The organism is Halarchaeum nitratireducens, assembly GCF_014647155.1.
GTDB classification, from domain to species: Archaea; Halobacteriota; Halobacteria; order Halobacteriales; family Halobacteriaceae; genus Halarchaeum; species Halarchaeum nitratireducens.
Genome location: NZ_BMOQ01000006.1, coordinates 209,317 through 236,086 on the forward strand (window position 1 = coordinate 209,317; position 26,770 = coordinate 236,086).

Sequence of the window (26,770 nt, forward strand, 5' to 3'; positions counted from 1 at the left end):
ATCCATATACCTGTATAGCTCTCAATACTAGGTTAGTATCCACATACCAATAATCAGGTGGAGTGCGTCCCCACCGTCGCGTATATGGAGACACGGAAAGTCCAGTTGTCCGGAGGGACTACGTACACCGTCTCGTTACCCAAAACGTGGGCGGAAGAGCACGGTATCGAGGCGGGGTCGGTGCTCCGGATGCATACTGGCGACGATGGGTCATTGCTCGTTGAGGCTTCCGGTAACGCGGGCCAGTCGGAACGCGCCGTCGAACTCACCGTGTCGAACGACGACGATACGATCCGACGACAACTCCCGGCCGCATATAGCGTCGGGGTCGACGCCGTCACACTTATCGATCAGTCACGGAACCCGAGCGAACGCCGTCCGGTCGTCGAAGATTCTGTCCGGGGGCTCTCCGGGTTCGAAGTCCTCGAAACGACCGAGAGCCGAATTCGCCTCACAAACCTCATCGACGCCGAGAACGTCGACGTCCGAAAGAGCACCCTTCGCCTCCGTCTCGTCGTCCTCGCGATGCATCGGGACGCATTGACCGCGGTCTGTAAGGGCGACGAGGCACTCGCCCGCCAAGTGATCCACCGCGACGACGAGGCGGATAAGCTGTTCTCGATGATCACGCGCCACTTCCGGCGCTCGCTCACGAACCTTCGCGAAGTCCGGAAGCTCGGATACAGCCGAGACGAACTCTTCGAGTATTACTACGCTGCCCGGCAGTTCGAGCGGATCGGGGACCACGCGGAGAAGATCGCAACTCTCTCTCTCGAACCCGACCTTTCACTCTCTGCGGCATACATCGATCGCCTCTCCACAGTCGGTGACGCCGTGCGCGATGTCGTCGACGATACGGCGACACTCCTCCTCGAAAGCACCGACCTCGACGAGATCCTCGCGGTCACTCACGATGCCGATCGCGTCCTTGACGACGTGGACGCATTTGACCGCGAACTATACGACACCGACAACCCGGGCGAAGCCTATATGCTCGGATTGTTACTCGACAGTCTTCGACGAACCGTCGAGTACGGTGGGAACATCGCCGATATCGCCCTCCAACAGCGGATCCGAACCGCGGTCGAGTAACGGTCGTTTCTGCCCCGTAGCTCTCGTCACCGCGGCCACAACGGCTATCGATGCTCTCCGTTCACCCGTTTTCCAGTGGCGTCTCGTGTGCTGCGTGGACGACGCTCGCGACGGCGACCGACGCGTCGGCGTTTAATCCCCGGCGGTCGATGGGCGTGTATGAACACGAGCGCGGAGAGCGCGGCGTTCCGATTCGACTATCGACCGGCGGCGATCCGATACGGCGCGGGCGAGATAGCCCACTTGGGCGCGGAGCTCGCCGCGTGCGGCGTCGAGCGCGCGCTCGTCGTCGCGGGAACGACGACCGGGACGACGCCGGCCGTGATCGACCCGGTGACGGACGGGGCGGGCGGGCGCTCGGCGGACGTGTTCGCGGAGACGACGTCGGAGAAGCGACTCGACACGGCACTCGCCGGCGCCGAGCGGTACGAGGCGCTCGACGCGGACGGCGTCGTCGCGCTCGGCGGGGGATCGAGCCTCGACGTGGCGAGGGCGATCCGGGCGCTCGTCGCTCACGACGAACGCGACGCCGCGGTCGCGTCGTTCGCGGAGACGGGCGCGCTCCCGGTTCCGGACGACCTCCCGCCGTTCGTCGTGGTGCCGACGACGCTCGCGGGCGCGGATCTCTCGCTCGTCGGCGGTCTGATGGCGACGCCGGCGAACGGGCACGTCGACGAGGCCGTCGCGGGCGGGGTCTCTGCACCGGCGCTCATGCCCGACGCGGCGGTCTACGACCCCGACCTCGTGGCGACGACGCCGAGCGACGTCCTCCGCGCGTCCGCGATGAACGGCTTCGATAAGGGCGTCGAGTCGCTGTACGCGCGGACGGCGACGCCCGTGACGGACGGGACGGCGGCGCGCGGCCTCCGCGTCCTGCGCGAGTCGCTCCCCACCCTCGGCGGCGACGACCCGGCGTACGGCGCGGCGGTGCGGGGGACGATCCTCGTCCAGTACGGGATCGCGCGCCCGGACGCGACGACGCTCGCGCTGATCCACGCGTTCGGCCACGGCCTGACCACGCACTCGGCGGTCCAGCAGGGCGCGGCGCACGCGATCGTCGCCCCGCACGTCCTCGACTACCTCTTCGAGCGCGGCGACTGCCGGCGGGACCTGCTCGCGGACGCGCTCGCCGTCCCGTCGGACGCGGACCCCGCCGCGGGCGTCGTCGAGGCCGTGACTGCCGTCCGCGATGGCCTCGACCTCCCGACGCGACTCCGCGACCTCGATGACGTCGCGGAGGCGGACCTCCCGGCGATCGCGGCGACGACCGCGGCGGACGATCTGATCGAGAACGTCCCCGCGGGGATCGACGTCACTGACGACGCGCTGACGGCGGTGCTCCGGGCTGCGTGGTGAGGGTGGACGCGGTACATGGCGGGTACAGTGACGACTCGGCGTCCGATCCCTATCATGTAGAACTATCTGACTTATATATAGTATATAAGAGAGAACAAATCCTAAGGTAACGGAGCGGGCCCGATCGTGAACTACGTCTGTAGGATTGTTAGTGGCACGCCGCGAACGGATCAGTGTGCGGGTCACATCTCCCATGTACTGCTTCTAAGCAAGAAGCGCGGGGGGGATTATAGTGCTCTCTCTGTATACTCGACATATGGACGAGGATGCTGACGAGTTCCTCGCGCTGCTCGACGACGAGTACGCGCGGGCCATCCTCAGCGAACTCACCACCGAACCGATGTCCGTCTCCGAGCTCTGCACGGCCTGCGAGATGCCCGAACCGATCGCCGATCGGCTCCTCAACCGAATAGAGGCGGTTGATCGCGTGACCGAAACGTAGGTTCTCGATCCGGACGGCCATCACTACAAGCGCTATCAGGACCACCGTCGAAGAAGTGTCCGCCTACTTTGAGGATGGTGAGTATATCATCTCAGTTATTCGTATTAGTACGAACCCGTCCGATCGGTTCACGGATCTCTTCGAGGGGTTATCCTGAGATGTTCATCGTGCTCCTCCAACTCCGCACTACCGGTGCCGAGCCTGCGTCGGGATCGCCGTGCTGGCTCTTTCACTGCTCTCTATCACCCTCCTGACGACCGGCGTCGTGTTACTCGCGCGCGGTGTCATCACGGTCCTCGGCCTCTGCACCGTCCTCTACGCCCTCGTCTACGACCGATGAATCGGCGTCAGTCTCTCGCCGCGAGCGGCGACGGATGGCGGATCGTTCGACGGCCCACTCGTTTCGGACAACACTTATCACGCCCCGCGGCCCAGATCCGGGCGTGAATCGCTCGCGCCGCGCCCTCCTCGGGAGTCTCGCCGCGGTCACGCTCGGCGGCTGTCTCGACGACGTGACCAGCCGATCGACCACGACGACGATGTCCGATCGGGACGGCGACGGCGTGCCGGATCGCGGCGACGACTACCCCGACGACCCGGACCGGGCGTTTCGGTCGTTCCACGCCGACAGCGGTGGAGCGACGACGCTCGAACCGGGTGACTTCCGGGCGTTCGCGCTCACGAACTCGCCGGAGGCGAGCGGCGACGTCCTCCACTACGAGGCGTCCGTCGCCGGCGACACGCCGATCGACTGCCTCGTCTTCGAGCGCGACGCCTACGACCGCTACGAACGCGGGGCTCGCGACGTCCCGATCGCCGAGTCGTATAGCCGCACTGCGGTCACGGAGACGTCCCTCACGGCACGACTCGACCGGGGAGCGTACGTCTTCGCCGTGGATTACACCGATCAGACGACGCCCACCGGGACCGGTCCCGTCGACGTGACGTACACGCTCGACCTCGCGGAACCACGGGCCGAACCGACCTCGACTGGACGCTCGACCGCCCCCGAGTGAGGCGAGACGTGACGGTCGGGACGGACCGGGACGCGACGACCCCGGCTGACGGGGCAACACTCCGCTGTCCGTTCGGAGAGAGACCGTCGAGCGGCGTGCGACCGTCCCGGTCTCTGATCACGCGGTGCGTCCCGAGCGCCGTCTCGCCGACCGACGGTACAACCGGCGTTTGAGCGAGGCCTATTACTACACGTCCGTCTCCCGTCAGTGTCACGCGGAGCCGCGGGTACGCGACAGTGGTTTACACGGATACTGTTGTAACCCTCCCCAGGTCGGCCGAGCTGTCGGCGCTCTCGTCCGGTGCGGCCGATCGACAACTACGCGCTGGCGCGTCAGCGGCCGTCCTCCGCCACCCGCTCGCGGCTCACTCTCCCGTCGTCGCGTCACTTGACCGCCACCGAGTGAGTCGTTCGTCGACGCGCAGTCGGCCGTCACGCACGCGTGCGTACCCCACCAGTAACAGCCCGCCCACGACGGCGAAGACGACCTGTAGGACCCCGGTCTCTCCGATCCAGAACGAGCGCCCGGAGCGGGCGAGGTGGACGAGCTCGGGCGTCCGCTGGGAGACCCCGAGGCCGAACACCACGCTCATCGTGAAGTCGTAGAACGCGTGAAAGCCGACGGAGAGCGCCAGCTCGCCGGTCACGACGTACGCGCCGCCGAGGACGAGGCCGGCGACGAGATAGTAGCCGTACTGGCCGACGTGCGCGACCTTCCCGCTGTGCATGTACGCGAAGACGAGCGAGCTACAGACGACCGCGACGCCGACCGCGGCTCGCCGCGGGAGGTAGCCGCCCGCGCCCTCCGCGAGGTTCGTCAACATCGCACCGCGGAAGGCGAACTCCTCGAAGGCTCCGTTGACGATCACGATATAGGTGAACACGACGAGTGCGGCGGTCGGGAAGGAAAGCGCGTCGCCGGAGTTCACGGCGAACCCGCTGACGCGCACCCAGCCGGCGGCGAGGGAGACGAGCAGCGTCCCCCCGTTGACGACGGTGGCAGCGAGCGCGCCGGCCGCGAACGACCGCCACCACTCGCGATCGAACGACAGACCGTAATCGCGCACGGGCCGCCGGTCGAGCAGTCGCGCACTGGCGGGGACGACGACCGCGAGGACGAGCGCGAAGCCGAGCGCAGTGGCGACGATCCCGGTCGGGCCGTCGAACCGGCGTTGCGCGAGCGACTGGACGAGCGCGAACCCGAGGAACGTCACGACGAGCGGGAGCAGGGCCCGGATCGGCGCGCGGACGCGTCCGGTGTCGAGGTTCCAGACCGGCCAGGCGACGATGCGTGCGATGCGTCGGAGTGACTCGAAACCGTCTCGGATCGGTCGGGATTCGGTGTCCACGGTGGACGGTGAGGCCGTACGACCGTAACCGCCGAAGACGGGCTTCTCGACCGGAAGCGTGACCCACCCGTCCGACTTCCTCGATGTCGCGGTTCCGTCCACACAGAACGACGGGCGTGCTGACACCGAGGGGCGGCCCCCACCGTGGGCTCGTTCGCCACAGACACAAACGCTTTAGTCGTCGGTTTGCACACCATCGAGTAGTCCCCGATGGTACCTCGTACACGGCGACGCGTCCTCCACGTAGCCGCCGCCGCTCTCGGCGGATTGGCCGGCTGCAACGAATTGACTGCGGGATCCGCACGGACCTCGGGCTCGGCCTCCGAGGGGGAGCGATCGAGCGGCGATATGGCCGACACCGCGACGGATCCGCCGATGGTGTTGCGCCGGACCGAGTCGGCGGTCCCACCGATCCGCCCGCCCGGTTTCGAGCGGGAGCAGTCGGCTTCGCTCGACCGCGACTCGCTCTCGTTCAGGGCGGAACACGCCGTCCTCGACTCGGCGTCGGAGGCGACGGGGCTCACCGCCGACGACGGGGCGGCGGTCTCCGCGTTCGTCTCGGGGACGGACTTCGATCGGGAGACGCTCTTCTTGGAGACGGCGCTGGTCGGGGAGTGCTACCGCCTTCGGCTCTGCTCGGTCTCCTGGGGGCCCGAGGAGATCGAGACGGAGTACGCCCGCCTGCTGCGGCCGTACGACGAACGGTGCGAGGCCGATCGCTCGGTGTTCGAGTCCCGGCTGATCCGACTCCCGGTCTCGCTCGACGCCGATGCGGTCAACGCCTTCGGATCGAGCATCGGGAGCGGGACGTGCGACTCGCGCGTGGCTCGCGCCGAAGCGACCAGTAAGGGCGATACGTCGACGAACGCGACGAGCGACGGGGAGGGAGGGGCCCGAGAATGACCGAGCAGTCCACCCCGACGCGACGGGGGTTCCTCGCGGCGGTCGGTGTGAGCGCGCTCGCCGGCTGTAGCGGTCTCGACGGCTCACGCGACGGCTCCGAGACGACCGTCCCGATGTACCACCTCCGCGACGTGACCGAGGACGGCGAGTCCGACCCGATCGTCGTCGAGTCCGTCCCCGTCCCGATCGAGCAGTCCCTGCTCGACGAACGACTGCGCCGTGTGAGCGCCCTCCTCCAGCGCGTTCCCACGCCCCTCGACCGGGAGCGAATCCCGAACGGCGTGATCCGCGAGCGCCTCCTTCGCGCCGCCGACGACGCGTCGACGTCCAGCCAACGCGCGCGTTCGGCACGGACGCGGCTCTCGGCCCTCCAAGCGCTCTCGCGAGCCCGCGAGCGGGCCCGATACGCCGCCGCCGGCTGGGCGTACGCCGCGGGGAACCGACGCGTCTCGGAACTGCAGGCGGCACGTCGCCGCGCGGTCGACGACGCTCGCGCGCTCCGGTCGACGCTCGCGTACCGCGGCGACGATCCGATCCGCGCGGCGCTCGTCTACGCCCGCCTCGAACGGAACCTCGACGTCGCACTCGACGACCCGACACCCCACGCCAACGAGTCGAGTCCGCTGTTGACCGTCGCCGCGTGGGGCGAACACGCCGAAACAGCGCGTGCGCTCGCCGACGATACCCGCTATCTGCACGACCGGTACACCGACTCCCTCTCGGGCGACGCGCCCGACGTCGAGGACACGCTCGCCGCGGCGGCCGAAACGCTGGCGACGCGACTCCGAGACCGGCGTGCGGAACTCCCGCCCGAACCGACCGAGTCCGGCGACGGACTCGGGGGGCGATTGCGCTATCGGCTCCGGGACGACGCGGAGTCGAGCGTGCAACGAGTCAGCGAGCCGGACGGTCCAGCTCGGGCCGTCGTCGCCGCCGTCGCCGCCATCTCGAACTTCGAAGCGTACGACCAGGTCCGCACCCGACTGGCGGAGGACGGCGCGGACGCCTATCGCATCGCCGACGCGTCCGAGGTCCGCGAACGGCGTGCCCGGGCACTGCGCGCGATTCGACGCGCCCTCGACGAGAGCCCGCGTCCGGCGCTCGTCCGGCCGGCGCTCGCGGACGCCGCGATGGCCGTCTCGCTCGCCGACGAATCGCTCGCCCGACACAGCGGCGACGTGCGCGCGTCGCGCCTCGACGACCCCGTTCGCCGCTACGTCGCCGCGGCCGCACGAGCCCGGAACGCTCCGGCCGCGTGTCGAGCGGTCATCGAGGCGGTAGGGGCGTGACCCGCGACTCGCTCGGCCCGCCCCCGCTCCGTCGCCCGTTCGACATCGGACTCGGCACGGGCTCACGCCGATCAGTTCCGGAAGTGCGCGCGTCGCGCCTCGACGACCCCGTTCGCCGCTAGCGTGATGCGGCGCGATCAGCGGTGCGGACGGCGGCGGTCGCGCCCTCGACTGTGGTCCGCCCTCGGGGGTACGACGACCGCACGCTCGCGGCCGTCCGCACCGTCGTCGAGCGGGGCACCCGACTGCCGAGCGTGAGACCGGTCGTTCCCGACGGCTCGGAACGAGCAGTGGGCTTTTCAGACGAGACCGACGAGCCTCGCACATGGAGATCCCGGTGAACCGTCTCGGCGCGCTCGGCGTGCTCGGCGTGCTCGGCGTGTGGACGAACGAGCCCGCGCTCTACGCGCTGTTCGCCCTCTTCGGACTGTTCGCCAGTGACCGAACGCTCTCCTTCGGTGAGGAAGACTCTCGGTCGGGGCGCTCGTAGCGCAGTGCACGCGCTCGCCGCGTGGCCCGCACACCGGTAGACACGGATGAGCGGGGAACCGTCGGCCGCGCTCAGTCCCCGGATGCTGTGCGCCGTCGATCCGCAGGCTCTCCGGCCTCGCGCTGTGCGTCCAGCGTCGAGGGTGTCGCGCGTGATCGAAACCGACGGACGGGGCGAGCGACGGCGCTCACGACGGTCGATCGACGTAGAGGCCGTAGCGGAAGAGCCCGCCGTCGTACCAGAGCAGTCGGCCGTTTTCGGACTCGCGTTCGAGACCGAGCGCCGTCAACAGCGCCTCGAACGCGTCCGGGAGCGGTTCGGTGGCATCGCTGGTCTCCGTCCTGATGGTTCGTTCGAGGAGCTGACGTGCGTCCGACGAGAGGTCGCTCGGGGAGAGCTCGGCGTCGATGCGGGCGCCGAAGACGACGTCGCGGAAGCTCGCACGCGAGTCCGCGACCTCGACGGCGAAGGCCGTATAGCGGGTTTCGAGGATCCGCGTCCGCGTGACGTCGAGTCGATACGCCCAGGACCCGTCCGGGGTCATCGTCACGACGCGCCCGTCGAGGTCACCGTCGACGAGGCGGCTCTCCAGTTCCGCGGGCCGTCGCAGGACGTACGCATCGCCGCGGAGGAGGTCCGAGGTACTGCCGCTCTGTTCGTGCGTGTGGAGGATCTTGACGACGCGCGCACTCGGTCGATCGAGTGCGTCGACGACCACGGCATCGTCGGGCACGTCCTCTCTCGGGACGGGCGTGGCGCGGACGAGCGGTCGATCCACCCGTTCGCGACCGGTGACGACGTACTTCGTCTGATAGTAGGTACCGTCGCGTTCGACGTACGCATCGCGCGGGAGCGGGCGATAGCCGTACGTCGTGTGTCTCCCGTCCGGCAGGACGTCGGCGAGCGCGGTTCGCTCCGGGTCGCCGAAGAGCGAGTCCGCGTCGGGTTCGTAGAGCGCGTGCTCGACGGGGGACTGATCGATCCGCTGGATCGAGAGCGCGTAGGTCCGCTCGGCGGGCGTGCTCGCGCACCCGGCGAACGCGGCGGCCGTCGCCGCGCCCGCCGCGTGCAGCAGGCGGCGTCTGGAGGGCATCGTGGTGATCACTCTCCTCGCGGCACTTGGGCGTGCTGGAAACGCGAGTCGAACGGATCGCCCCCTGCGCGATCGGGACGCGTCGTCTGGCGGGACTGCCGAGACGCCGAGCTAAGGGCCCCCGAGAGCGCGGCGGTCGCTAGTCGACGCACGCGGTGTCCCGTCATCACGGGAACGGGCGCGTTCCGACTGCGGACCGGTCGCCCCGGAAATTGGCGTCGCATCTGAATGTTCCCATCGAAGTATAAATTATCGACTATCGATATTCAGTGATTTTGACGAGGGGTATTGAAAGGCCATAGAGTCGCTTCAGTATGATGTTTAATCTGGTATCGGTTTGTACTTTCCAACGCCATATTTAACTAAGTATATGCATTCACATGTGGCCGGTCTGTGGTGAGAGATCGACTCACTCGAAGGCCCGACACCAACGGCGAAGTCTCGACCCTGATCGTTACAGACTCCCCTCCGCTCGCGCGGAGAAACTCCGGGACCCGAGCGGTTACGCACGGGCGTTCCGACTGGCTGGTGACGACGTGGACGGCATAGCCGTCCGATACCCGACTCGCACCGATTCCGTCGACGGCTCCGCCCTCCCGCTTAGCTGAACTCGACGCCGGTGACTTCGAATCGTGCTCCACCCTCGGAGCCATCGGTCACGCGAACGTCCCAGCCGTGGGCGTCGGCCACCTGTTTGACGATGCTCATCCCGAAGCCGGTCCCCCCTTCGTTCGTCGAATACCCCATCTCGAACAACCGCTCGTGCTTCTCCGTCGGGATGCCCGGGCCGTCGTCTTCGACGTAGAAGCCGTCGTCGAGTCCGCCGACGGTGATGGTCACGTCGTCGCCGCCGTGTTCGACCGCGTTGCCGAGCAGGTTCTCGAGGAGCTGGGACAGCCGATCGGAATCGGCTCGGATCGTCCGCAGTCCGCCCTCGTCGTCCGCGTATCGTAGCTCGGCGCCGTCCGCGGACTCCGAGACGAGGTTCCACGCCGACTCGACGGCGCTCCGAAGCGCCACGGGCTCCGTCGAACCGATGTCGCGGCCCTCGCGCGCCAACCAGAGCACGTCCTCGAGGATGCGGGTCATCCGGTCGAGCGCGGTATCGATCTGGTCGAGGTGCTCGCTATCGCACTCCTCGCGGGCCAGTTCCACGCGCCCCTCGACGACGTTCAGCGGCGTTTGGAGGTCGTGGCTGACGATGCTGGCGAACTCGTTGAGCCGCTCGTTTCGCTCTTGGAGCTCCCGCTCGCGCTCTTTTCGCGCTTGGATGTCCCGGCCGATTCCGGTCACGCCGACGAGCTCGCCGTTCGCGTCCTTCAGCGGCCCGCCGGTGAACTCGTAGGGGAGTCGCTCACCGTCCTTCGTCCGGATCGCGGATTCGAACGTGACCGACGCCTCGTCTTCGAGCACCCGCTGGAACTTCTCCGCCACCGTCTCCGCTTCGTCCGCGGGTACGAAGTCGGTCACGGACATCCCGCGGATGTCGTCGCCGGTGTAGCCGGTGATCTCCTCCAGTCGCACGTTCCACCGAATCGGATCGCCCTCCGTGTCGAACGCGTAGAGGGGGTCGGGGAGCGCGTTATAGATGCTCTGAACGAACTGCTGTTCGTCACGAAGCTCCTGTTCGCGGTGCTTTTGCTCGGTGATGTCTTGGACGGCACCCCGAAGCGCCACGACCTCGCCGCCGTCCAGCGTCGGCTCGCCGCGAATCCTGAACCGACGGACGCCCCCGTCACGTCGCTGAAACCGCGCCTCGACGTCGACCGAATCCCCCGCCTCGATGGCGTCCCGGACGGCGTTCTCGACGCGCGCTCGATCGTCCTCGACGTAGACGTCGAGGGCTTCCCCCAGCGGGGGCTCCTCGTCGTCGTCCCATCCCAGCATCTCGAAGAGGTGGTCGGACCAGAACACGTCTTCCGTTTCGGGGTCGATTTCCCAGCCGCCGACGTCGGCGATCTGCTCGGTGTGATCGAGCAGGTCGAGGAGGCGGTCGTACTCCTGTTCGCGTTCCTTCCGGTCGGTGATGTCCGACGTGATACCGACGATCCGATAGACCTCCCCCGCGTCGTTCTCGATCGGGACGGCTCGATCGTTGACCCAGCGGACCTCCCCGTCCGGGCGCCTGACCCGATACTCCTCCTCATAGGTGCCGGTCGCTTGCGTATCGAGTGCGTCCTTGATACGGTCGCGGTCGTCGGGGTGGACGGCGTCGAGAAACGACCGCGGGCTCTCGTACAGCCCTTCGGCCGATCGCCCCCAGATCTCCTCGTAGGCGCGATTCACGTAGATCAGTTCTTCTTTCTCGGGGTCGGTCATCCAGACGATCTCCTGGAGGTTCTCGGCCATCTGTCGGAAGCGCCGTTCGCGCTCGCGGAGGTCCTCCTCCATGCGAACCCGATCCGAGATGTCCCGAAGCACGCCGACGAACCGGCGCTCGTCGTCCTCCTCGAACTCGTTGAACGAGACCGAGAGCGGGATCTCGTGCCCGTCTCGATGCCGACCGGGGAACTCGACCGCTTTCCAATCGATCGTCCGCTCGCCGGTTTCCAGATACCGCTCCATGGCGTCGAGGTGGGCCTCACGGTGACGCGGTGGGACGAGCGTGGTCAGCGGCTCACCGACGATGGAGTCCCGCTCGTAGCCGAACAGCTCCTCCGCGGCTCGATTCACGAACTGGATGGTGCTCTCGGCGTCGATGGTGAGGATGGCGTCGTTCGAGTTCGCGGTGATCGCCTCGAGGCGAGTCCTGATTCGCTCGGCCTCTCGTTCCGTGTGCCACTTCTCGACGACGTTTCGAATCCGGTTCGCCAGGACGGTGTACTGGTGGGTGCCACCCCCCTTCTGGAGGTAGTCCGTGACGCCGGCGGAGATCGCCTCGCTGGCCACCTCCTCGCTTCCCTTCCCGGTGAACAGGATGAACGGCAGGTCGGGATGGTCGTCGCGGACGGCTTCGAGGAACTCGATCCCGTTCTGCCCCGGCATGTCGTGGTCGGAGACGATACAGTCGAACTCGGCGTCGGCGAGTCGATCGAGGCCGTCGCTGGCGTTCGCCGCTAACTCGACCTCGAACCGGTCGTCCTCTCGCTGGAGATAGGTCGCGACTAAATCCGCAAACCCCGGTTCGTCATCCACGTGGAGGATGCGGATCGGGGACGGTTGCTCACTCATTACTGGGTCTTACCAGCTACTACGGATGCCGAGCCGAATAAGTGCCAGCATAGGGCTGAGCGGTCCGCGTGCGCCGGCCGCTTGTAGTGTCAGCCGAGCCCACTCTCAGGGCGCCGACGGACTTCGCGTTTGCGCCCGGTAGACGTTCGATGCTCAGTCCTCGCTCGCGGGGGTGAGACGGGAGAGGCGCATCGCGTTCCCGGTGACGCCGAGCGTCATACCGGCGTCGCCGACGAGGACGGCCGCCCAGATCGAGACGAGGCCGAACGGGACGGCGAGCGCGAGGGCGGCCTTCGCGCCGAGGCTCACCCAGATGTTCTGCCGGATGACGCCGTTCGCGCCGTGCGAGAGCTCGTAGAGGTAGGGGAGCCGCGAGAGGTCGTCGCTCATCAGCGCGATGTCCGCGGTTTCGAGGGCGGTGTCGGTACCCGCGGCGCCCATCGCGACGCCGACCGTGGCGGTGGCGAGCGCGGGGGCGTCGTTCACGCCGTCGCCGACCATCGCCACGCTCCCGTAGGCCTCGTCGAGCTCGCGGATGGCCGCGACCTTCTCGTCGGGGAGGAGCTCGGCGCGGAAGTCGTCCACGCCGACCGTCTCGGCGATGGCGCGCGCGGTGCGTTCGTTGTCCCCGGTGAGCATCACGACGTGCTCGACGCCGAGGTCGTGGAGGCGCGCCACGGCGCGCGCCGCCTCGGGGCGCACGTCGTCCGCGACGGCGATGAGACCCTCGAGCTCGTCCTCGGTCCCGACGAGGACGACCGTCTTCCCCTCCGACTGGAGGGCGGGAATGGTGTCGTCGAGGAGGTCGAGACAGTCGTTTCGCTCACAGAGCCGCCGCGACGTCCGCGTCACGACGCCCCCATCGGTGACGGCGTGGACGTGCGAGAGGTCGAAACCGAGGTCCTGGAAGAACGCGGGCTTCCCGGCGTAATGCGCCTCGCCGCCGAGGTCCGCGCGCACGCCCTTCCCGGTGATGCTCTCGAAGTCGGCGACCGATCGCGTCCCGACGTCCCGGTCGGCGGCGTGCTCGACGATGGCCTCGCCGATCGGGTGTTCCGAGCGGGATTCGAGGCCGCGCGCGCACCGCAGGACGTCCGCCTCGGTGTTCCCGTTGAGCGCGATCACGTCGGTGACGGTGAGTTCGCCCTTCGTGAGCGTCCCGGTCTTATCGACGGCGATGGCGTCGACCGCGCCCATCGCTTCGAGGTGGTTCCCGCCCTTGATCAGGACGCCGTTCTTCGCGGCGCTCGTGATGCCCGACACCACGGAGACGGGCGTGGAGATGACGAACGCACAGGGACAGGCGAGCACGAGCAGCGTCAGGCCGTAGACGATGGCCCGCTCCCACGCGACGCCGAGCGCGAACGGGGTTCCGAGCGTGACGAGCACGGCGAACGCGACGACGGCGGGCGTGTAGTAGCCGGCGAAGCGCTCGACGAACTGCTCGCGCTCGGTCTTGTTCGCCTGGGCGTCCTCGACCATCTCGACGATCCGCGAGAGCGTGTCGTCGCCCGCCGCCGAGGTGACCCGCACTTCGAGGTATCCCTCCTCGTTGATCGTCCCGGCGTACACCTCGTCGCCCGTCGTCTTGTCCACGGGGACGGATTCGCCCGTGATGGGCGCCTGATTGACCGCGCTCTTGCCGGCCGTGACCGCGCCGTCCATCGGGATCTTCTCGCCGGGCGTGACGACGACGATGTCGCCGACGCGCACGTCCTCGACGGGTACGGTGATCGCCTCGCCGTCGCGTTTGACGGTCGCCTCGTCCGGCGAGAGGTCCATCAGCTCTCGGAGGGAGTTCCGGGCCTTGTCCATCGAGTAGCGCTCTAAGAGCTCGGCGACGCTGAAGAGGACGGCGAGCGTCGCGGCCTCCATGTAGAGGCCTTCGCCGAAGACGAGGCTCACGACGATCGCCCCCGAGATGGCGATGGTCATCAGGAGATCGATGTCGAGGTTCCGGTTCCGCAGCGAGTAGTAGCCGTTCCGGACGATCTCCTGACCGCCGACCGCGACCGCGAGCAAGAAGAGCGCGTCCGCGAGCGTGATCGTGATCGGCCCCGTGAGGACGCGCGCGTTCAGGCCATTGAGGGGGAACTCGACGAGGAGGCCGAGCGCGGCGATCCCGCCGCTGAGTAGCGTCTTCTTCGCGCGCGCGCTCCGCCAGACGCTCTGCGCTTCCGCGACGTCGGGCCCGCCCGAGTCGCCCGACGCCGTGGCGTCGGCGACCTCGTAGCCGGCGTTCTCGACGGCCCGCGTGACCTCGTCGGTCGTGACGCGGGATTGGTCGTAGGTGACGGTCACCGTTCCCGTCGTCGGCCGCGTCTGGTACGTGACGACGCCGTCGACGGCGTCGAGGGCGTTCTCGACCTTTCCCGCACACGACGCGCAGTCCATCTCCGGCACGCCGAACGTCTCCGTCGTCTCCTCGACGCCGGACGCGACGGTATAGCCGGCGCTCTCGACGCGTTCGGCGACGTCCGCCGGGGTCGCACCGTCCGGGTCGTAGGTGACCGTGAGCGTCCCCGTCGTCACCTGCGGGTCCACCGTCTCCACGGCGCCGAGCGACTGCACGCTGTTTCGGACCGTTCTTGCACACGACGCGCAGTCCATCTCCGGCACCGACAGTTGGAGCGTCGTCTCCGAACCGAGATCGGTCGCGGGTGCGCCCGACCGATCGTGGTCGTGATCGTGACCGTGGTCGTCGCTGTGGGCGTGACCGTGGTCGCCGTCCGGGGGGTGCGACCGATTCGTCATTAGCTCATCGAAGGATCCGCAGAGTTATTAATTCGACTGTTACGACACGCCGTCGAAATGCCGTCTATTGCCAAATATTGGTATGTAGTTATTAAAACGAGCGTCTGGCGCGGGCGGGCCGGTCCGTAACTCGCGTCGTGGCCGGTATCCCCGTCGGCGTGCGTCAGAGCGGGAGTCTTCGCCCCGCCGCTCGCCGGGCGTGCGGTGGGGCGGGGGCCGACGGGCTCTTTATCGAGCCACCGAAACGATCGCATATGGAGACTGTGACCGTCGCCCGTGACGTCTCGGCGTCGCCCGAGCGAGTCCGCGACGCCATCTCCGACGTCGAGTCGTTCATGTTGGCCGCCGGGTTCGACGAGGTGGACGTCGAGGGGGACGCCCTCCGGATCGCCAACCACGTCGGCCTGTTCGAAATCGAACTCGACCTCGTCGTCGAGGATCGCGCGGACGCCGCGCTCGCGTACCACCAGCGCGACGGCATCTTCCGCGAGATGGAGACCGTCTACACGGTCGAGGAAACGGCGGACGGCACCCACGTCGAGGCGACGACCGAGTACGCGCTCGCCGCGAAGATCGTCGGTCCGGTCTTCGACGGCACCGTGGTGAAACGCCAGCGTCGCAAGGAGCTGAACGCCCAGTTCGACTTCCTCGATGCGCTCTGACGGAGAGCCGGCCCGTCTCGGGGCGACGCGCCCCGCTCTCGACGGCGCGCTCAGTCCGCGAGCAGGTCGGCGCGCTCCGCGAACTCGGTGATCACCGCCGCTTCCGCGCGGTGGAGCGTCTCGCTGCACGTCGATTTCGCGATCCCCAGCTCGTCGGCGACGTCGGTGAGCGTCGCGTCGCGCGGCGTCTCGTAGTAGCCGACGGCGACCGCGGTCGCGAGGACGTCGCGCTGGCGCTCGGTGAGCGGGGCGTCGCGCTCGTATCGCTCGTCGCCGATGCGTTCGAGCGTGAAGTCGATGCCGAACGCGCTGAACTGATCGCGGAGCGCGCCGAGGCGCTCGCTCGGTGCACGTAGCGTCCACGTCGCCGCGCCGTCCCGTATCTCGAAGGGGAATTCGAGGGGGACGCCGGACTCCCGGAGCGGGAGCAAGAGCACCGGATCCGCGGTCTCGAACTGCAACAACACGTCCTCGTCGCCGTCGTAGAGCGTCGTCACGCCTCGGATCGTCTCGTGGGCGGTCATCGCGTCGCGGATCGCGTCCGGGTCGCCGCCCTCGTCGAGTTCGAGGAGGCCGACGCCCGTCTCCTCGTCCGCGAACGCGGTGAGCACGCGGAACGTGTCCGCGGCGAATCGACGCGAGACGTCGCCGATCCAGATGCCCTCGGGAACGGTGACGGTGAGTTCGGCGCGCGGCATATCGCTCGGTTTGCGTGCGGGCCCTAAGTGGCTAGCGCTCGTTCCAGCGTGCCGGGAGCGCTCACGGTCCGCGAGCCATCGTGAGGCTCTCCACGGTCTTCGCGGTGAAGAACACGATCGTCCCCCCGACGACACCGGCGTCGAGGTCCGCGAACACGCAGGCGGCCGCGAACGCGACGACGCCGACGGCGACGGGGAGGCGGTTGCGAGCGACGCGGCGGACCCGAGCGGCAGTAGCGGTCATCGGTTCTTATTCGGCGCGCCGCGCCGAGAGGCGTTTTCCCGAACGCGTTCGGGACGGCGCGTAGGTGCCGGGCGCTCGAAGACGTGCGCATGCTCCCCGGGAACCCCGACGTCGACACCGACGTCCAACCGCCGATGCGGCTGCCGCTCGGCCACTTCGTCGTCGCGCTCGGCGCGCTCTGCGTCGCGGTACTCGTCGGCCTGCTGCGCGGTGATACGCTGTTCGCGCCCGCCGCCGGCCTCGCGCACGTCCACCTCGTGCTCGTCGGCTGGGTCTGCCTCACCATCGCCGGCGCGATGACGCAGTTCGTCCCGGTCTGGTCGGGCGTCCGCCTCCACTCGACGCGTCTCGCCGGCGTCCAGCTCGCCCTGCTCGCGGGCGGTCTCGCGGGCTTCGCGGCCGCGCTCCTCGCCGGCGCGTTCGCGCCCCTCCCGGCGTTCGCGGCGGCGATGCTCCTCGGGTTCTGGATCTTCGTCTACAACATCGCACGGACGCTCGCCCGCGCCCGCCCGTTCGACGTCACCGAACGCCACTTCGCGTACGCGCTCGCGTCCTTCCTCGCCGTCTCCGCGCTCGGCGTCTCGCTCGCCGCCGGCTTCACTCGTCCCGATTTCCTCCCCGTGAGCCGCGTGGCGCTCCGGGGTTCGCACGTCGCGCTCGCGCTCTTCGGCGCCGTCCTCTGCACCGTGTTCGGCGCGCTCTACCAGCTCGTCCCGATGTTCGCCCAGTCGGACCTCGACGCGTTCGACCGGCGCCTCCAGCGCCTCGAAGAGACCGTCTACCCGCTCGGCGTCGCCCTGCTCGCGATGGGGCGCCTCGTCGGGATCGCACCGCTCGCCCGCCTCGGCGGCCTGCTCGTCGTCGGTGGCGTGCTCGCCGTCGCCGTCGTGCTCGCGCGTCGCCTCGCGGACGCCACCGTCTCGTGGGGGCCGATGCTCCGCCGATACGCCGTCCTCCCGGTCGCGATGGGCGCGTGGGCGGCGTGGACGCTCCCCGTCTGGCTCGCCCGCCCGCTCGCCTACGACGCCGCCGTCGGCGCGCCGGGGTCGTTCTCCCTGCTCGTCCTCGGCGTCGTCGGCTTCGTCGTCCTCGGCACGCTCTACCACGTCGTCCCGTTCATCGTCTGGGTGCACCGCTACAGCGACCGCCTCGGCTTCGAGGCCGTGCCGACCATCGACGACCTCTACGTCGCGCGCGTCGCCCACGTCGACTTCGCGCTCCTCCTCGCCGGCACGGCGCTCCTCGTCCTCGTCACGGGCGGCGTCGCGCTCCCCGCACCCCTCAGCCGTGCGGGCGACGCGCTCGTCGCGGGCGGCGTCGCACTCGCCGCCGCGAACCTCTTGCTCGTCGTCTGCCGACACGCCGTCGCGCCCGCCGTGAGCGCTCGATTCGGGTCGCTCGCGAGCGAGTAATGGCCGCACTCCATCGAAACGACCGCTCGCTCTCGTCTCATTCAGTGCTCTCGCACCTATCGTACCAGCGGCCGTCGTCGCGCGTACACGCTGTCCGCCCGCGGTGCCGACGTCGTGCTCACCGTCCGTCCGCCGCTCCCGACGCCGGCAGTGCGACTCTGTCACTGACTGGAAGGGGAGGGGAACGGGTTCTCAGCAGGTTGGAACCGGGGGAAATAATTTGTTAACTGAACAAAAACAACTCCCTATGACGGACGACTCACCGATCGATCGCGTCGCACTCGGCGGCGCAATCGCGCTCGTCTGGGCCGGCTACGTCGGCCTCGTGGGGGTGTTGGCCCGTCTCGGATGGGGGGAACGATGGCGCTCGCTCCTCTCGGACGTCTACGTCGGATTCGACGAGACGACCAGCGGTATCGCGGTCGGGATCGGGTGGGCCGCGATCGACGGGTTCCTCGCGGGCTGGACGGTCGCGAGCGCCTACGACGCCCTCACCCCCGACAGCACACCCCCCGACGGGGCGGAGAGTTGACAGCCGGAACACCACCGAGTGCCCCCGACTCGCCGGTGGGACGGCGTGGGAGACGCGGCGGGCACTTGACCCCGGGTTCGCCACCGCGGGTGCCGTCGAAACCCCGACGGATCCCCCCGCCAGTGGCCATCACGCGCATGACGAGTGAACCGTCGACGGCCCACGGGACCACACTGACGAGCGGTGCCGGAACGCGTTCGACAGCGACAGCATGACCGAATCCAAACTCGGCGTTCGGGAGGCGGTCTCGTTCGCGCTCGGGGGCATCATCGGCGGGGGTATCTTCGCCGTTCTCGGCGTCGTCGCCGCCGTCGCCGGGACGACAGCGTGGATCGCCTATCTGCTCGCCGGAATCGTCGTGATGGCGACCGGCTATTCCTACGTCGAACTCAACGCTCTCAGCTCGCGAACCGACGGATCGGGCGGAGCGGTCACCTTCATCGACGAATTTCTCGACCGGCCGAAGATCGCGGGAATGGTCGGCTGGACGTTGCTCGTCGGATACGTCGGCACGCTCGCGATGTACGCCTACGCCTTTGGCACCTACTTCGGCGCCATCTTCGGGGTCTCCGAACTGCCCGTCGTCGGGCTGCCGGCGCGCCCCGTGATTTCGGCGCTCGTCGTCGTCGGGTTCATCGCGCTCAATCTCGTCGGCGTCCGCGAATCCGGCCTCGTCGAAGACGCGCTGGTCGGCCTCAAGCTCCTCGTCATCGTCCTGTTCAGCGCGATCGGCATCTGGTATGGACACTCACACGACACGCTCTCCTTCGGCATCGCACAGTCGCTCGCACATCCCGTCGGGCCGTTCATCGCCGCGGGGGTCGCGTTCGTCTCCTTCGAGGGCTGGCAGCTCCTCTTCTACGACCAAGAGAGCATCACGAACCCTGAGCGAACGCTTCGAAAGGCGGTCTCCGTGTCGATTCCGGTGTCGACGCTCGCCTACGTGCTGGTCGCGTTCGTCACGCTCAGCCTGGTCAGCCAGCAGGAGGTCGCCGCTCACCCCGATCTCGCGCTCGCCATCGCGGCCGATCAGTTCGCCGGTACGGTCGGGTACGTCGCTATCGGCGTGGCGGCCGTCGCGTCGACCGCGAGCGCGATCAACGCGACGCTGTTCAGCGCGGCCCTGTTCGCGAAGGGGTTGCGCTCCGATGCGTTGATCCCCGACCAGATCGCCTCAGCCCGCGAACGGGGCGTGCCCACGAACGCCCTGCTCCTGATCGGTGGCTTCACCGTCGTGTTCACCGTCTACGGCGATCTGGAAGCGATCACGGAGTTCGCCTCGATGTCGTTCATCGTCGTGTTCGGAACGGTCAACGCAGTCGCGCTCGTGCAAGACTCCGTCCCGAACCGGTGGATCTCGCTCGTCGGATTCGTCGGAACGCTCCTGTTTCTCCCGCTCTTCGCGTGGCACCTCTACACGGTGGAGTTCCACGTGTTCGTGCTCGTCGTCGTGATCGCCGCCGCGCTGCTCCTCGTCGAGGGAGTGTACTTCGAGCGGACGGAGATCGAATCGGGGTTCAGATCGGTGGAGAAACGCCTCTGACGGCGGGCTGTGCGTCTCCGAGTAGCGTCGAAGAGAACGCGTTAACTCCGCGTACCAACGTGACGGATCATCCTGTCCGCCCCCTCTCGCGAGCGGGCGCGTCGCTGCTCGAAGACACCCGAATCCCGCGTCGGCGCCTACTCTTCGGCTTCGAGGAAGGCGCGCATCCGCTCGATGTCGGCGTCGTCGGCCTCCTCGACGGCGCGCTCGGGCGCTTCGAGCAAGCCCTCGACGAGGCGGTCGGCGAGGTCGTCGAGGACGCGCGCCCGCTCGGGCGTGAGGGCGTCCCGGGCCTCCAGTCGCGAGTAGGCGCGCTCGAGTTGTTCGCTCCGCACCGCCTCGGCGCGCGCTTCGAGGGCGCGCCGCGTCGCCTCGCGGGCGTCGGTCGTCCCCGCGTCACCGACGTCGCTCGACGCCGCCTCGCTCATAGCTCCACCTCCGCCGGCGACTGATCCGGCATCGGGCCGTCGTACCCCTCGGGCTCGTACGCGCAGAGCGGATCGCTCGCGAGCGGGTCGCCCGCCGTCGCGTAAGCGCGAGAGCGACTGCCGCCGCAGACGTGGCGGAACTCGCAGGCCCCGCACTTCCCCGTGAGCGCGTCGGGGTCGCGCAGCGACTCGAAGAGATCCGAGTCCCGGTAGACGTCGACGAGCGACTCCTCGCGGACGTTCCCCGCCGATTCGGGGAGGAAGCCCGAGGGGTAGACGTCGCCGACGTGGCTGACGAACGCGAAGCCGTCGCCCGCCGTGACGCCGCTCCGCCGGCCGATACCGTCGCGGGCGGGCGACGCGGTGCCGCCCTCGGCGCGTTTCTGCTGGAGGGCGACGCGCCGATAGTGCGGCGCTTCGGTCGTCTTCACGCCGAACGGCGCGTCGTCGGCCACCTCGACGAGCCACTCCATGACGCCCTCGGCGCGCTCGGGGTCGATGGGGTCGAGGACGTGCCCCCGGCCCACGGGAACGAGGAAGAAGACCGACCAGAGCACCGCGCCGAGGTCGGCGACGAGGTCGCGGATGGCGGGGAGGTCCCCGATCGTCTGCGCGCAGACGGTCGTGTTGATCTGAAGCGGGAGGCTGGCGTCGCGGGCGGCGCGCGCGGCCTCGACGGTGGAGTCGAAGCTCCCCGCTTCGCCGCGAAACGCGTCGTGAGTCGCCGCGCTCGCGCCGTCGAGGCTGAGCGCCATCCGCCGGAGGCCGGCGTCCGCGAGGTCGTCGATCCGCTCGCGGGTGAGCGACCCGGTACCGCTCGGCGTCATCGTCATCTGCAGGCCGTTCTCGACGCCGTACTCGACGAGGTCGACGGTGTCGTCGCGCGCGAGCGGGTCGCCCCCGGAGAGCACGACGAGTTGGCCGTCGCCGAACGCGCGGGCGTCGTCGAGGAGCGCCTTCCCCTCGGCGGTGGTGAGCTCGTCCGGGTGACGCGCCGGTTGGGCGTCCGCCCGACAGTGCTCGCAGGCGAGCTCGCACGCCTGCGTGACCTCCCAGATGCAGACGAACGGCCGCTGGCTCGTGTCGACGTCGCTCGGTCGCATACTCGTGGGATGGGCGTCCGTCCCCGAGTAGCCCGTCCCGAACGCGTTCGGGGATACGGTTTGCCCTCCGGAGTCGGTTATCGTAGATATGGTCGACGCGACCGCAGTCGACGACGCCGTCAGCGAGACCGACGCGCCCGCGGACCGGCCGCGTGAACGCCTCGACGCCCGCGAGCTCCCGCCGCCCGAGCCGCTCACGGAGACGCTCGAACGACTCGCCGACTTCGACGACGAGCGCGTCCTCGTGCAGGTGAACGACCGCGCGCCCCAACACCTCTACCCGAAACTCGACGACCGCGGGTGGGCGTACGAGACCGTCGAGACCGACGACGCCGTCGTGACGGTCGTCTGGCGGTCCTGACGCCGATCGGTGGAGCGTCCCCACCCTGCGCCACTCGGGACCGTCCCCCGTACGCGAACACATTCGGGGAGACGGTGAACGGGTTGGGGCGCGTTCGCCGACGTATGTCCGACGTCCAAACCGAAACGCTCGCAGATCTGAGCGGGGAACCGCACGCCACCGTCTTCGCGGACGGCCCCCGGACCGTTCGGCTCTCGCTCGCCGCCGGCGAGTCGCTCCCCGAGCACGACCACCCGGGCGTGGACGTCCTGCTCGTCGGCCTCGGCGGCCACCTCACCGTCGAACTTGACGGGGAGCCCCACGACCTCCGGGACGGCGACGTCCTCCGCGTCGCGGGCGAGCACCGGATCGAACCGCGCGCCCGCGAAGACAGCACCGCGCTCGTGGTCCTCGCGCCGCGGGAGGGCGACGATGCGTAGTTTCTTCGGTAGCGGGGGCGCGGACGAGGCCTTCGACGACCGCGGGTCGTTCGTCCCCGCGCACCTCCCCGAGCCCGGACCGTTCCTCGCCGACGCCGAGGTGCTGACGGGCGACGATCACGCCGCCGTCCACGAGACCGCGCGCGAGTGCTTCGAGGAGCGCGGCGTCTACGACGTGACGTTCGGCTACAACCTCGCGCGCCTCAACCTCGATCAGCGCCACCCGAACGCGGGGTTCCGGTACGGCGTGGACGGCGACGACCTGCGCGCGGAGTTCACGCCGACGACCGAGTTCTGCCCGCAGAGCGACACCCTCACCGTCGGCGCGTTCCGCGCGTGGAACGGCCTCGAAGAGCGCCACGACTACGAGCTCGTTCGCGTCCGCGTCGCGCCCAGCCACCAGCGCGCCGACGCCGTCAACGACCGCCTCGCCGCCCTCGAAGAGGCGTACGTCGAGACGGGCGAACTCCCCGACGCCGAGACCCCGGACCCGAACGGGGGCGCGGGCGACGACGCGCTCCCGTTCTGAGCCGCGCTGCTGAGAGCTTCGTCAGGAGATCGGGTCTGTTCCCGGTTGCGGTCGATACGGTCAATTCACTGCACGATGTCCGGGTCAATCTCGCGGACGAATCGGTCGAAGAACGCTTCCATCACGTCCCAGCGCGACTCTCCGAGATGTCGACCTGGGTCTGTATACAACGCATTGAGGCGTTCACGCGCCCACTCGCGCAGGAGATCGATATCCGGCAACTCGGAGGCGTCATCAGTAAGTGTCGCTGCGTCATCGATGACGGCGTACTGTTCGCCGATACGTCCGGAGCGTTCACCGACGATACAAGCGAGGCGAACAAACCCGACCGCGCCGGCTGCGTCGAGTTTGTCGGCATCGAAGAGCAACTGTGCCTCGGTCGTTTCGGGCTCGGGCGAATTTGCCCGGATGCTGTGCGTACGCAGGCAGTGTTCGACCGCCGCGATCCGGTCCGACGCTACGCCTTCTGCTGCGAGGAGGCTCGTGGCTTCGTCGGCTGCCCAGTCGCCGTGGTCATCGATGTCCCCGACGCGTTCAAGTGGCCGCCCGATATCGTGAAACCAGGCCGCCGCGGCTAGAACGTCTCGGTCGACGCTGTCTGGATGTTGGGTTGCGAGCTGGAGCGCGACGTCATGCACGCGTTTCGCGTGGAAGATATCGTGTGCAGGGAAGGCGTCCTCGTAGTACGGACGAGACAGATCGCGGGACAGAGAGTCTACGTTGGAGGGCATCACTGCGGGAACGTCGTCGAGAGACTTTTATCTATCGTGAGACGAGCACGCGCTACCTGACGGCTGTTCCAGCGGCGGGGGTATCGAACAAATCGGGGTTTTCAACAGAGCCTTCTGAGCGGGACGCGCGTCGCACTCCGCTCACTCGACGCGCACGCGGACGACGTGCCCGCCGCAGCCGCACTGCTCGACGTACTCGTAGTCGACGGCGTCGCCGAACGCCTCCTCGAGCGCGTCGTAGAGGTACGTCTCCGGGTGGCCCTGTTCGGCGTGCGTCACGAGGTTCACGTGGTAGCCCAAGGCGGTCTGCCGGACGGCGTCGCGGGCGTCGGCGAGGAGATGCTCGCGGTCCGACTCGTACTCGGGGTGTTCGAGGTTCGCCGACCACGAGTTCCGATGCGTCTCGTCGGTGACGGCCTCGGCGTCGTGCGAGTGGCTCATGCGTGTCGTGGGAGGCACGCAGGAGAGAAGAGCGGCGTCCCGAACGGGTTCGGGACGGTTAGTCGTCGTCGGATTCGGCGCCGGCGCTCTCGTCGAAGATGCGCCGCGAGATGACCGTGCCGTCGGACGAGGCGGCCGTCGGGTCGCGGCGGACGAAGCGCTTCTTCAGGACGTCGTAGGAGAAGAGCGCGGTCCCGAGGATGAGGAGGACGTCACCGGGGAGGCGCGCCCAGAAGAGCGTCTGGACGAAGTCGCGGCTGTAGAAGGCGAGCGAGCGCGCGGCGTCGTAGTTCCCCGTGAAGACGGTCTCGAGCTGGAGGAAGCCGACGGGGACGTCGCCGACGAACACCATCCACGCGAGGCCGATGTTCCACAGCCAGAACGCGCGCCGGAGGTTCGTGCCGTCCCACTTGCCGCGCTTCGTGGTGAACTGCAGGACGTAGACGGCGAGGCCGAGCGCGAGGAAGCCGAACGCGCCGAACATCGACGCGTGGGCGTGCCCGACCGTGAGGAAGGTGCCGTGCTCGTAGTAGTTGACGAGCGGGAGGTTGATGAAGAAGCCGAGGACGCCCGCGCCGACGAAGTTCCAGACGCCCGAGGCGACGATGAACATGAACGGGAGCGTGTAGGGGAAGGACTCGCCGGCGTCGCGCATCGCGCGGTACTCGCCGATGGCCTCGAAGAGGATGAAGACGAGCGGGACGAATTCGAGCGTGGAGAAGACGCTCCCGATGGGCACCCAGTAGTCGGGGAGGCCGATCCACCAGTAGTGGTGGGAGACGCCGATGACGCCCGCGCCCATCACGAGGAGGGCTTCGAGCATGACGGCCTTCTCGGCGCTCCGGCGCGAGAGGAGGTTCATCGCGACGAGCGCGACGGCGACGACGGCGACGACGAAGAACTCGAAGGCGCCCTCGACCCACATGTGGACGACCCACCAGCGCCAGAACTCCGTCACGACCATCGTCGTCTGCGGCGTGTAGAACATGCTCGCCGCGAACAGCAGGCCGATGGAGCCGCCGGCGTAGATGATCATGTGCGCGAGGCCGAAGCGCGATTCCCGCTTCAGGAGGGGCTTGAAGCCGCGCGCGACGAGCGCCGTCCAGAGCGCGAAGCCGACGAGGAGGCCGACCTGCCAGAGGCGCCCGACCTCCAGGTACTCGAGGCCCTCGTTCCCGAGGATCCACCAGAGCGCGCCCTCGATGTAGCCCTGCGCGCCGAGCCAGATGCCGAGGAGGCCGCCGACCACGACGACGAAGAGCGCGCCCAGCAGGACGTGGACGTAGCGCTTCTGGTTCGCGGGTTCGCGGCCGGTGAGCAGCGGCGGGAGGAAGAGCCCGATGCCGAGCCAGAGCGTCGCGATCCAGAGGATCGCGAGGTCGATGTGCCACGCCTTCGTGAGGGCGAACGGGAGCGCCGAGAGCGCGTCGATCCCGAGCGCGTTCGCGAGCCCGTAGAAGCCGCCGCGCTCGATGTAGTAGTGCGCCATCAACCCTCCGAGGAGCGTCTGCGCGAGGAAGAGGACGGCGGCGACCGGGACGAAGCGCGCGGCCGCGAACTGACTCGGCGTGAGCGTGACGTCGGCGGGGTCGGGGACGTCGACGCCCGCCGCGTCCGGCTCGGGGAGCTCGACGGCGCTGTAGAGCCAGATGCCGAGGCCGCCCCCGCCGACGAGGAGCACCATCGCGACGACGCTCCACGTCAGCGCGCTCACGGGCGCGTCGTTACCCGCGCCGGGGGCGTACGGCCAGTCGTTCGTGTAGGAGTGCGCGGTCCCGGGGCGGTCGATCGAGGAGAACATCGCCGTCCAGAGCGCGAAGTCCGCGAAGCGCCGGGCGTCCTCGGGCGTCGAGACGAAGTTGGCGGGGATGCCGGCCTCGCGATCGCCGCCGTTGTAGCGCTCGACGTACGCCTCGCGGACCTCACCGTAGGCGTACGCCTCGGCGGGAGTGAGTTCGAGCGTCTTGCCGAACTCGCCCGCCGAGAGCTGGCGCTCGACGACGTCGTTCACGGCCGCCTGCTCGGACTCGTCGAGCGCGTCGTACGACGACGCGCCGTAGCGTTCGCGCGCGACGTACTCACGCATGTTCGTGGTGAGCCTGTCGAGCGCGTCGGCGGTGTAGTCCGAGCCGAAGTACGCCCCGTTCCCGAGGATCGAGCCGTGATTCATGAGGCTGTTCTGCTGGAAGACCGCCTTCCCGGCGGCGATGTCGTCGTTCGTCGCGAGGACGTCACCGTCGGGGCCGACGACTTCCGCGGGCCGCTGTGGCGACTGTTCGTACGCGAGGTACGCCCCCGCGCCCATCACGACCAAGTTGAAGACGAACGCCACCACGAGGGCCTTCGCCAACGTCTCTCTGCGTATGCGCATCTCGTTCGGCGGTTCGTCGCCCCCGCATTACTTCGTGGTGACGAACACGTTCGGGAGAAGCGACACGCCCCACGTGTCCGTAGCACACGACGATGCCCCCGACGGAACGCGTCCTCGACGTCCGCGAGCACGACGGCGAACCGTTCGACACGATCACCGCGGCGCTCGACGACCTCTCCGACGAGGACTCGCTCCGCCTCGTCAACAGCTTCGAGCCGGTGCCGCTCTACGGCGTCCTCGAGTCGCGCGGGTTCACGCACGAGACGGAGCAAGTGGGCGAGGACGAGTGGCACGTGCGTATCGAGCACGAGGTGTGAGGCGAACACGTTCGGGAGAAGGGCA

Annotated in this window: 27 protein-coding genes; 16 read left to right on the forward strand and 11 right to left on the reverse strand. The window is 68.5% G+C overall.

Features of this window, described 5'->3' with window-relative positions:
- Positions 1–84: 84 nt before the first annotated feature.
- The 5 genes from IEX91_RS11890 (at position 85) to IEX91_RS11905 (ending at position 3,906) form a co-directional block, all read left to right on the forward strand.
- Complete coding sequence (locus IEX91_RS11890; protein WP_188879196.1) at positions 85–1,092, forward strand: phosphate uptake regulator PhoU; 1,008 nt, start codon at positions 85–87, stop codon at positions 1,090–1,092.
- Between the two features lie 159 nt (positions 1,093–1,251).
- On the forward strand, positions 1,252–2,448 hold the full coding sequence (locus IEX91_RS11895; RefSeq protein WP_188879197.1) for an iron-containing alcohol dehydrogenase: 1,197 nt from the start codon (positions 1,252–1,254) through the stop codon (positions 2,446–2,448).
- Positions 2,449–2,704: 256 nt separating this feature from the next.
- Entirely contained in the window at positions 2,705–2,890 is a 186-nt protein-coding gene (locus IEX91_RS16325; protein WP_229772861.1) for a hypothetical protein, read from the forward strand.
- 217 nt (positions 2,891–3,107) lie between these two features.
- Positions 3,108–3,230 (forward strand): hypothetical protein, encoded by a 123-nt coding sequence (locus IEX91_RS16545; protein ID WP_268238705.1) that lies wholly within the window; start codon positions 3,108–3,110, stop codon positions 3,228–3,230.
- Positions 3,231–3,333: 103 nt separating this feature from the next.
- A complete protein-coding gene (locus IEX91_RS11905; protein WP_188879199.1) occupies positions 3,334–3,906 on the forward strand; it encodes a hypothetical protein in 573 nt (190 codons plus the stop codon).
- Positions 3,907–4,270: 364 nt separating this feature from the next.
- Here IEX91_RS11905 and IEX91_RS11910 read toward each other — a convergent pair whose 3' ends face one another.
- Entirely contained in the window at positions 4,271–5,254 is a 984-nt protein-coding gene (locus IEX91_RS11910; protein ID WP_229772862.1) for a CPBP family intramembrane glutamic endopeptidase, read from the reverse strand.
- 348 nt (positions 5,255–5,602) lie between these two features.
- Between IEX91_RS11910 and IEX91_RS11915 the strand changes: the two genes are divergently transcribed.
- The 3 genes from IEX91_RS11915 to IEX91_RS11925 all read left to right on the forward strand — a co-directional run bounded on the left by IEX91_RS11915 (position 5,603) and on the right by IEX91_RS11925 (position 7,936).
- Complete coding sequence (locus IEX91_RS11915; RefSeq protein ID WP_188879200.1) at positions 5,603–6,157, forward strand: hypothetical protein; 555 nt, start codon at positions 5,603–5,605, stop codon at positions 6,155–6,157.
- On the forward strand, positions 6,154–7,446 hold the full coding sequence (locus IEX91_RS11920; protein ID WP_188879202.1) for a hypothetical protein: 1,293 nt from the start codon (positions 6,154–6,156) through the stop codon (positions 7,444–7,446). Before IEX91_RS11915 ends, IEX91_RS11920 begins: the two co-directional genes overlap by 4 nt.
- Positions 7,447–7,771: 325 nt before the next feature.
- Entirely contained in the window at positions 7,772–7,936 is a 165-nt protein-coding gene (locus IEX91_RS11925) for a hypothetical protein (RefSeq protein WP_188879204.1), read from the forward strand.
- Between the two features lie 187 nt (positions 7,937–8,123).
- Here the strand turns inward: IEX91_RS11925 and IEX91_RS11930 are convergent, their stop codons facing one another.
- The 3 genes from IEX91_RS11930 to IEX91_RS11940 form a co-directional block, all read right to left on the reverse strand.
- A complete protein-coding gene (locus tag IEX91_RS11930; protein WP_188879205.1) occupies positions 8,124–9,029 on the reverse strand; it encodes a hypothetical protein in 906 nt (301 codons plus the stop codon).
- Between the two features lie 600 nt (positions 9,030–9,629).
- Entirely contained in the window at positions 9,630–12,200 is a 2,571-nt protein-coding gene (locus tag IEX91_RS11935) for a PAS domain S-box protein (RefSeq protein WP_188879206.1), read from the reverse strand.
- A gap of 153 nt (positions 12,201–12,353) precedes the next feature.
- Positions 12,354–14,954: a heavy metal translocating P-type ATPase gene (locus tag IEX91_RS11940; protein WP_188879207.1), complete on the reverse strand. Its 2,601-nt coding sequence runs from the start codon at positions 14,952–14,954 to the stop codon at positions 12,354–12,356.
- 254 nt (positions 14,955–15,208) lie between these two features.
- Between IEX91_RS11940 and IEX91_RS11945 the strand changes: the two genes are divergently transcribed.
- Positions 15,209–15,616: an SRPBCC family protein gene (locus IEX91_RS11945; protein WP_188879208.1), complete on the forward strand. Its 408-nt coding sequence runs from the start codon at positions 15,209–15,211 to the stop codon at positions 15,614–15,616.
- A gap of 50 nt (positions 15,617–15,666) precedes the next feature.
- Here IEX91_RS11945 and IEX91_RS11950 read toward each other — a convergent pair whose 3' ends face one another.
- Both IEX91_RS11950 and IEX91_RS11955 read right to left on the reverse strand, forming a co-directional pair.
- Positions 15,667–16,314 (reverse strand): helix-turn-helix domain-containing protein, encoded by a 648-nt coding sequence (locus tag IEX91_RS11950; protein WP_188879209.1) that lies wholly within the window; start codon positions 16,312–16,314, stop codon positions 15,667–15,669.
- A gap of 61 nt (positions 16,315–16,375) precedes the next feature.
- Positions 16,376–16,558 carry a hypothetical protein gene (locus IEX91_RS11955; RefSeq protein WP_188879210.1) on the reverse strand — a complete coding sequence of 61 codons (183 nt, stop codon included), beginning with the start codon at positions 16,556–16,558 and terminating at the stop codon, positions 16,376–16,378.
- A gap of 89 nt (positions 16,559–16,647) precedes the next feature.
- Between IEX91_RS11955 and IEX91_RS11960 the strand changes: the two genes are divergently transcribed.
- The 3 genes from IEX91_RS11960 (at position 16,648) to IEX91_RS11970 (ending at position 20,045) form a co-directional block, all read left to right on the forward strand.
- Positions 16,648–17,970 carry a hypothetical protein gene (locus tag IEX91_RS11960; RefSeq protein ID WP_188879325.1) on the forward strand — a complete coding sequence of 441 codons (1,323 nt, stop codon included), beginning with the start codon at positions 16,648–16,650 and terminating at the stop codon, positions 17,968–17,970.
- 247 nt (positions 17,971–18,217) lie between these two features.
- On the forward strand, positions 18,218–18,502 hold the full coding sequence (locus IEX91_RS11965; RefSeq protein WP_188879211.1) for a hypothetical protein: 285 nt from the start codon (positions 18,218–18,220) through the stop codon (positions 18,500–18,502).
- Positions 18,503–18,713: 211 nt separating this feature from the next.
- A complete protein-coding gene (locus tag IEX91_RS11970) occupies positions 18,714–20,045 on the forward strand; it encodes an APC family permease (RefSeq protein ID WP_188879212.1) in 1,332 nt (443 codons plus the stop codon).
- 137 nt (positions 20,046–20,182) lie between these two features.
- Here IEX91_RS11970 and IEX91_RS11975 read toward each other — a convergent pair whose 3' ends face one another.
- Positions 20,183–20,473 carry a hypothetical protein gene (locus IEX91_RS11975; protein ID WP_188879214.1) on the reverse strand — a complete coding sequence of 97 codons (291 nt, stop codon included), beginning with the start codon at positions 20,471–20,473 and terminating at the stop codon, positions 20,183–20,185.
- Positions 20,470–21,576: a TIGR04053 family radical SAM/SPASM domain-containing protein gene (locus IEX91_RS11980; RefSeq protein WP_188879216.1), complete on the reverse strand. Its 1,107-nt coding sequence runs from the start codon at positions 21,574–21,576 to the stop codon at positions 20,470–20,472. The genes IEX91_RS11975 and IEX91_RS11980 overlap by 4 nt, the downstream gene beginning before the upstream one ends.
- Before the next feature lie 88 nt (positions 21,577–21,664).
- Here IEX91_RS11980 and IEX91_RS11985 point away from each other — a divergent pair, with 88 nt between their 5' ends.
- The 3 genes from IEX91_RS11985 to IEX91_RS11995 all read left to right on the forward strand — a co-directional run bounded on the left by IEX91_RS11985 (position 21,665) and on the right by IEX91_RS11995 (position 22,885).
- A complete protein-coding gene (locus IEX91_RS11985; RefSeq protein ID WP_188879218.1) occupies positions 21,665–21,937 on the forward strand; it encodes a DUF2249 domain-containing protein in 273 nt (90 codons plus the stop codon).
- A gap of 104 nt (positions 21,938–22,041) precedes the next feature.
- On the forward strand, positions 22,042–22,356 hold the full coding sequence (locus IEX91_RS11990) for a cupin domain-containing protein (protein ID WP_188879219.1): 315 nt from the start codon (positions 22,042–22,044) through the stop codon (positions 22,354–22,356).
- A complete protein-coding gene (locus IEX91_RS11995; protein WP_188879220.1) occupies positions 22,349–22,885 on the forward strand; it encodes a hypothetical protein in 537 nt (178 codons plus the stop codon). Before IEX91_RS11990 ends, IEX91_RS11995 begins: the two co-directional genes overlap by 8 nt.
- A 65-nt stretch (positions 22,886–22,950) precedes the next feature.
- On the opposite strand, the gene IEX91_RS12000 is transcribed toward IEX91_RS11995, so the two are convergent.
- From IEX91_RS12000 to IEX91_RS12010, 3 genes are all read right to left on the reverse strand, one after another.
- Positions 22,951–23,616: an HD domain-containing protein gene (locus IEX91_RS12000; protein ID WP_188879221.1), complete on the reverse strand. Its 666-nt coding sequence runs from the start codon at positions 23,614–23,616 to the stop codon at positions 22,951–22,953.
- Between the two features lie 141 nt (positions 23,617–23,757).
- Positions 23,758–24,057, reverse strand: coding sequence for a CGCGG family putative rSAM-modified RiPP protein (locus IEX91_RS12005; protein WP_188879222.1), 300 nt, complete (start codon positions 24,055–24,057; stop codon positions 23,758–23,760).
- Positions 24,058–24,115: 58 nt separating this feature from the next.
- Entirely contained in the window at positions 24,116–26,428 is a 2,313-nt protein-coding gene (locus IEX91_RS12010) for a nitric-oxide reductase large subunit (protein ID WP_188879223.1), read from the reverse strand.
- Between the two features lie 92 nt (positions 26,429–26,520).
- On the opposite strand from IEX91_RS12010, the gene IEX91_RS12015 reads away from it, so the two are divergent.
- Positions 26,521–26,745, forward strand: a complete 225-nt coding sequence (locus IEX91_RS12015) for a DUF2249 domain-containing protein (RefSeq protein WP_188879224.1) — start codon at positions 26,521–26,523, stop codon at positions 26,743–26,745.
- Positions 26,746–26,770: the final 25 nt, after the last annotated feature.

Bases quoted from the DNA above. Each gene is read 5' to 3' on its own strand.
- IEX91_RS11890 (WP_188879196.1), top strand. From the start codon at position 85: ATGGAGACACGGAAAGTCCAGTTGTCCGGAGGGACTACGTACACCGTC.
- IEX91_RS11895 (WP_188879197.1), top strand. From the start codon at position 1,252: ATGAACACGAGCGCGGAGAGCGCGGCGTTCCGATTCGACTATCGACCG.
- IEX91_RS16325 (WP_229772861.1), top strand. From the start codon at position 2,705: ATGGACGAGGATGCTGACGAGTTCCTCGCGCTGCTCGACGACGAGTAC.
- IEX91_RS11915 (WP_188879200.1), top strand. From the start codon at position 5,603: ATGGCCGACACCGCGACGGATCCGCCGATGGTGTTGCGCCGGACCGAG.
- IEX91_RS11920 (WP_188879202.1), top strand. From the start codon at position 6,154: ATGACCGAGCAGTCCACCCCGACGCGACGGGGGTTCCTCGCGGCGGTC.
- IEX91_RS11925 (WP_188879204.1), top strand. From the start codon at position 7,772: ATGGAGATCCCGGTGAACCGTCTCGGCGCGCTCGGCGTGCTCGGCGTG.
- IEX91_RS11930 (WP_188879205.1), bottom strand. From the start codon at position 9,029: ATGCCCTCCAGACGCCGCCTGCTGCACGCGGCGGGCGCGGCGACGGCC.
- IEX91_RS11935 (WP_188879206.1), bottom strand. From the start codon at position 12,200: ATGAGTGAGCAACCGTCCCCGATCCGCATCCTCCACGTGGATGACGAA.
- IEX91_RS11940 (WP_188879207.1), bottom strand. From the start codon at position 14,954: ATGACGAATCGGTCGCACCCCCCGGACGGCGACCACGGTCACGCCCAC.
- IEX91_RS11945 (WP_188879208.1), top strand. From the start codon at position 15,209: ATGGAGACTGTGACCGTCGCCCGTGACGTCTCGGCGTCGCCCGAGCGA.
- IEX91_RS11950 (WP_188879209.1), bottom strand. From the start codon at position 16,314: ATGCCGCGCGCCGAACTCACCGTCACCGTTCCCGAGGGCATCTGGATC.
- IEX91_RS11955 (WP_188879210.1), bottom strand. From the start codon at position 16,558: ATGACCGCTACTGCCGCTCGGGTCCGCCGCGTCGCTCGCAACCGCCTC.
- IEX91_RS11960 (WP_188879325.1), top strand. From the start codon at position 16,648: ATGCTCCCCGGGAACCCCGACGTCGACACCGACGTCCAACCGCCGATG.
- IEX91_RS11965 (WP_188879211.1), top strand. From the start codon at position 18,218: ATGACGGACGACTCACCGATCGATCGCGTCGCACTCGGCGGCGCAATC.
- IEX91_RS11970 (WP_188879212.1), top strand. From the start codon at position 18,714: ATGACCGAATCCAAACTCGGCGTTCGGGAGGCGGTCTCGTTCGCGCTC.
- IEX91_RS11975 (WP_188879214.1), bottom strand. From the start codon at position 20,473: ATGAGCGAGGCGGCGTCGAGCGACGTCGGTGACGCGGGGACGACCGAC.
- IEX91_RS11980 (WP_188879216.1), bottom strand. From the start codon at position 21,576: ATGCGACCGAGCGACGTCGACACGAGCCAGCGGCCGTTCGTCTGCATC.
- IEX91_RS11985 (WP_188879218.1), top strand. From the start codon at position 21,665: ATGGTCGACGCGACCGCAGTCGACGACGCCGTCAGCGAGACCGACGCG.
- IEX91_RS11990 (WP_188879219.1), top strand. From the start codon at position 22,042: ATGTCCGACGTCCAAACCGAAACGCTCGCAGATCTGAGCGGGGAACCG.
- IEX91_RS11995 (WP_188879220.1), top strand. From the start codon at position 22,349: ATGCGTAGTTTCTTCGGTAGCGGGGGCGCGGACGAGGCCTTCGACGAC.
- IEX91_RS12000 (WP_188879221.1), bottom strand. From the start codon at position 23,616: ATGCCCTCCAACGTAGACTCTCTGTCCCGCGATCTGTCTCGTCCGTAC.
- IEX91_RS12005 (WP_188879222.1), bottom strand. From the start codon at position 24,057: ATGAGCCACTCGCACGACGCCGAGGCCGTCACCGACGAGACGCATCGG.
- IEX91_RS12010 (WP_188879223.1), bottom strand. From the start codon at position 26,428: ATGCGCATACGCAGAGAGACGTTGGCGAAGGCCCTCGTGGTGGCGTTC.
- IEX91_RS12015 (WP_188879224.1), top strand. From the start codon at position 26,521: ATGCCCCCGACGGAACGCGTCCTCGACGTCCGCGAGCACGACGGCGAA.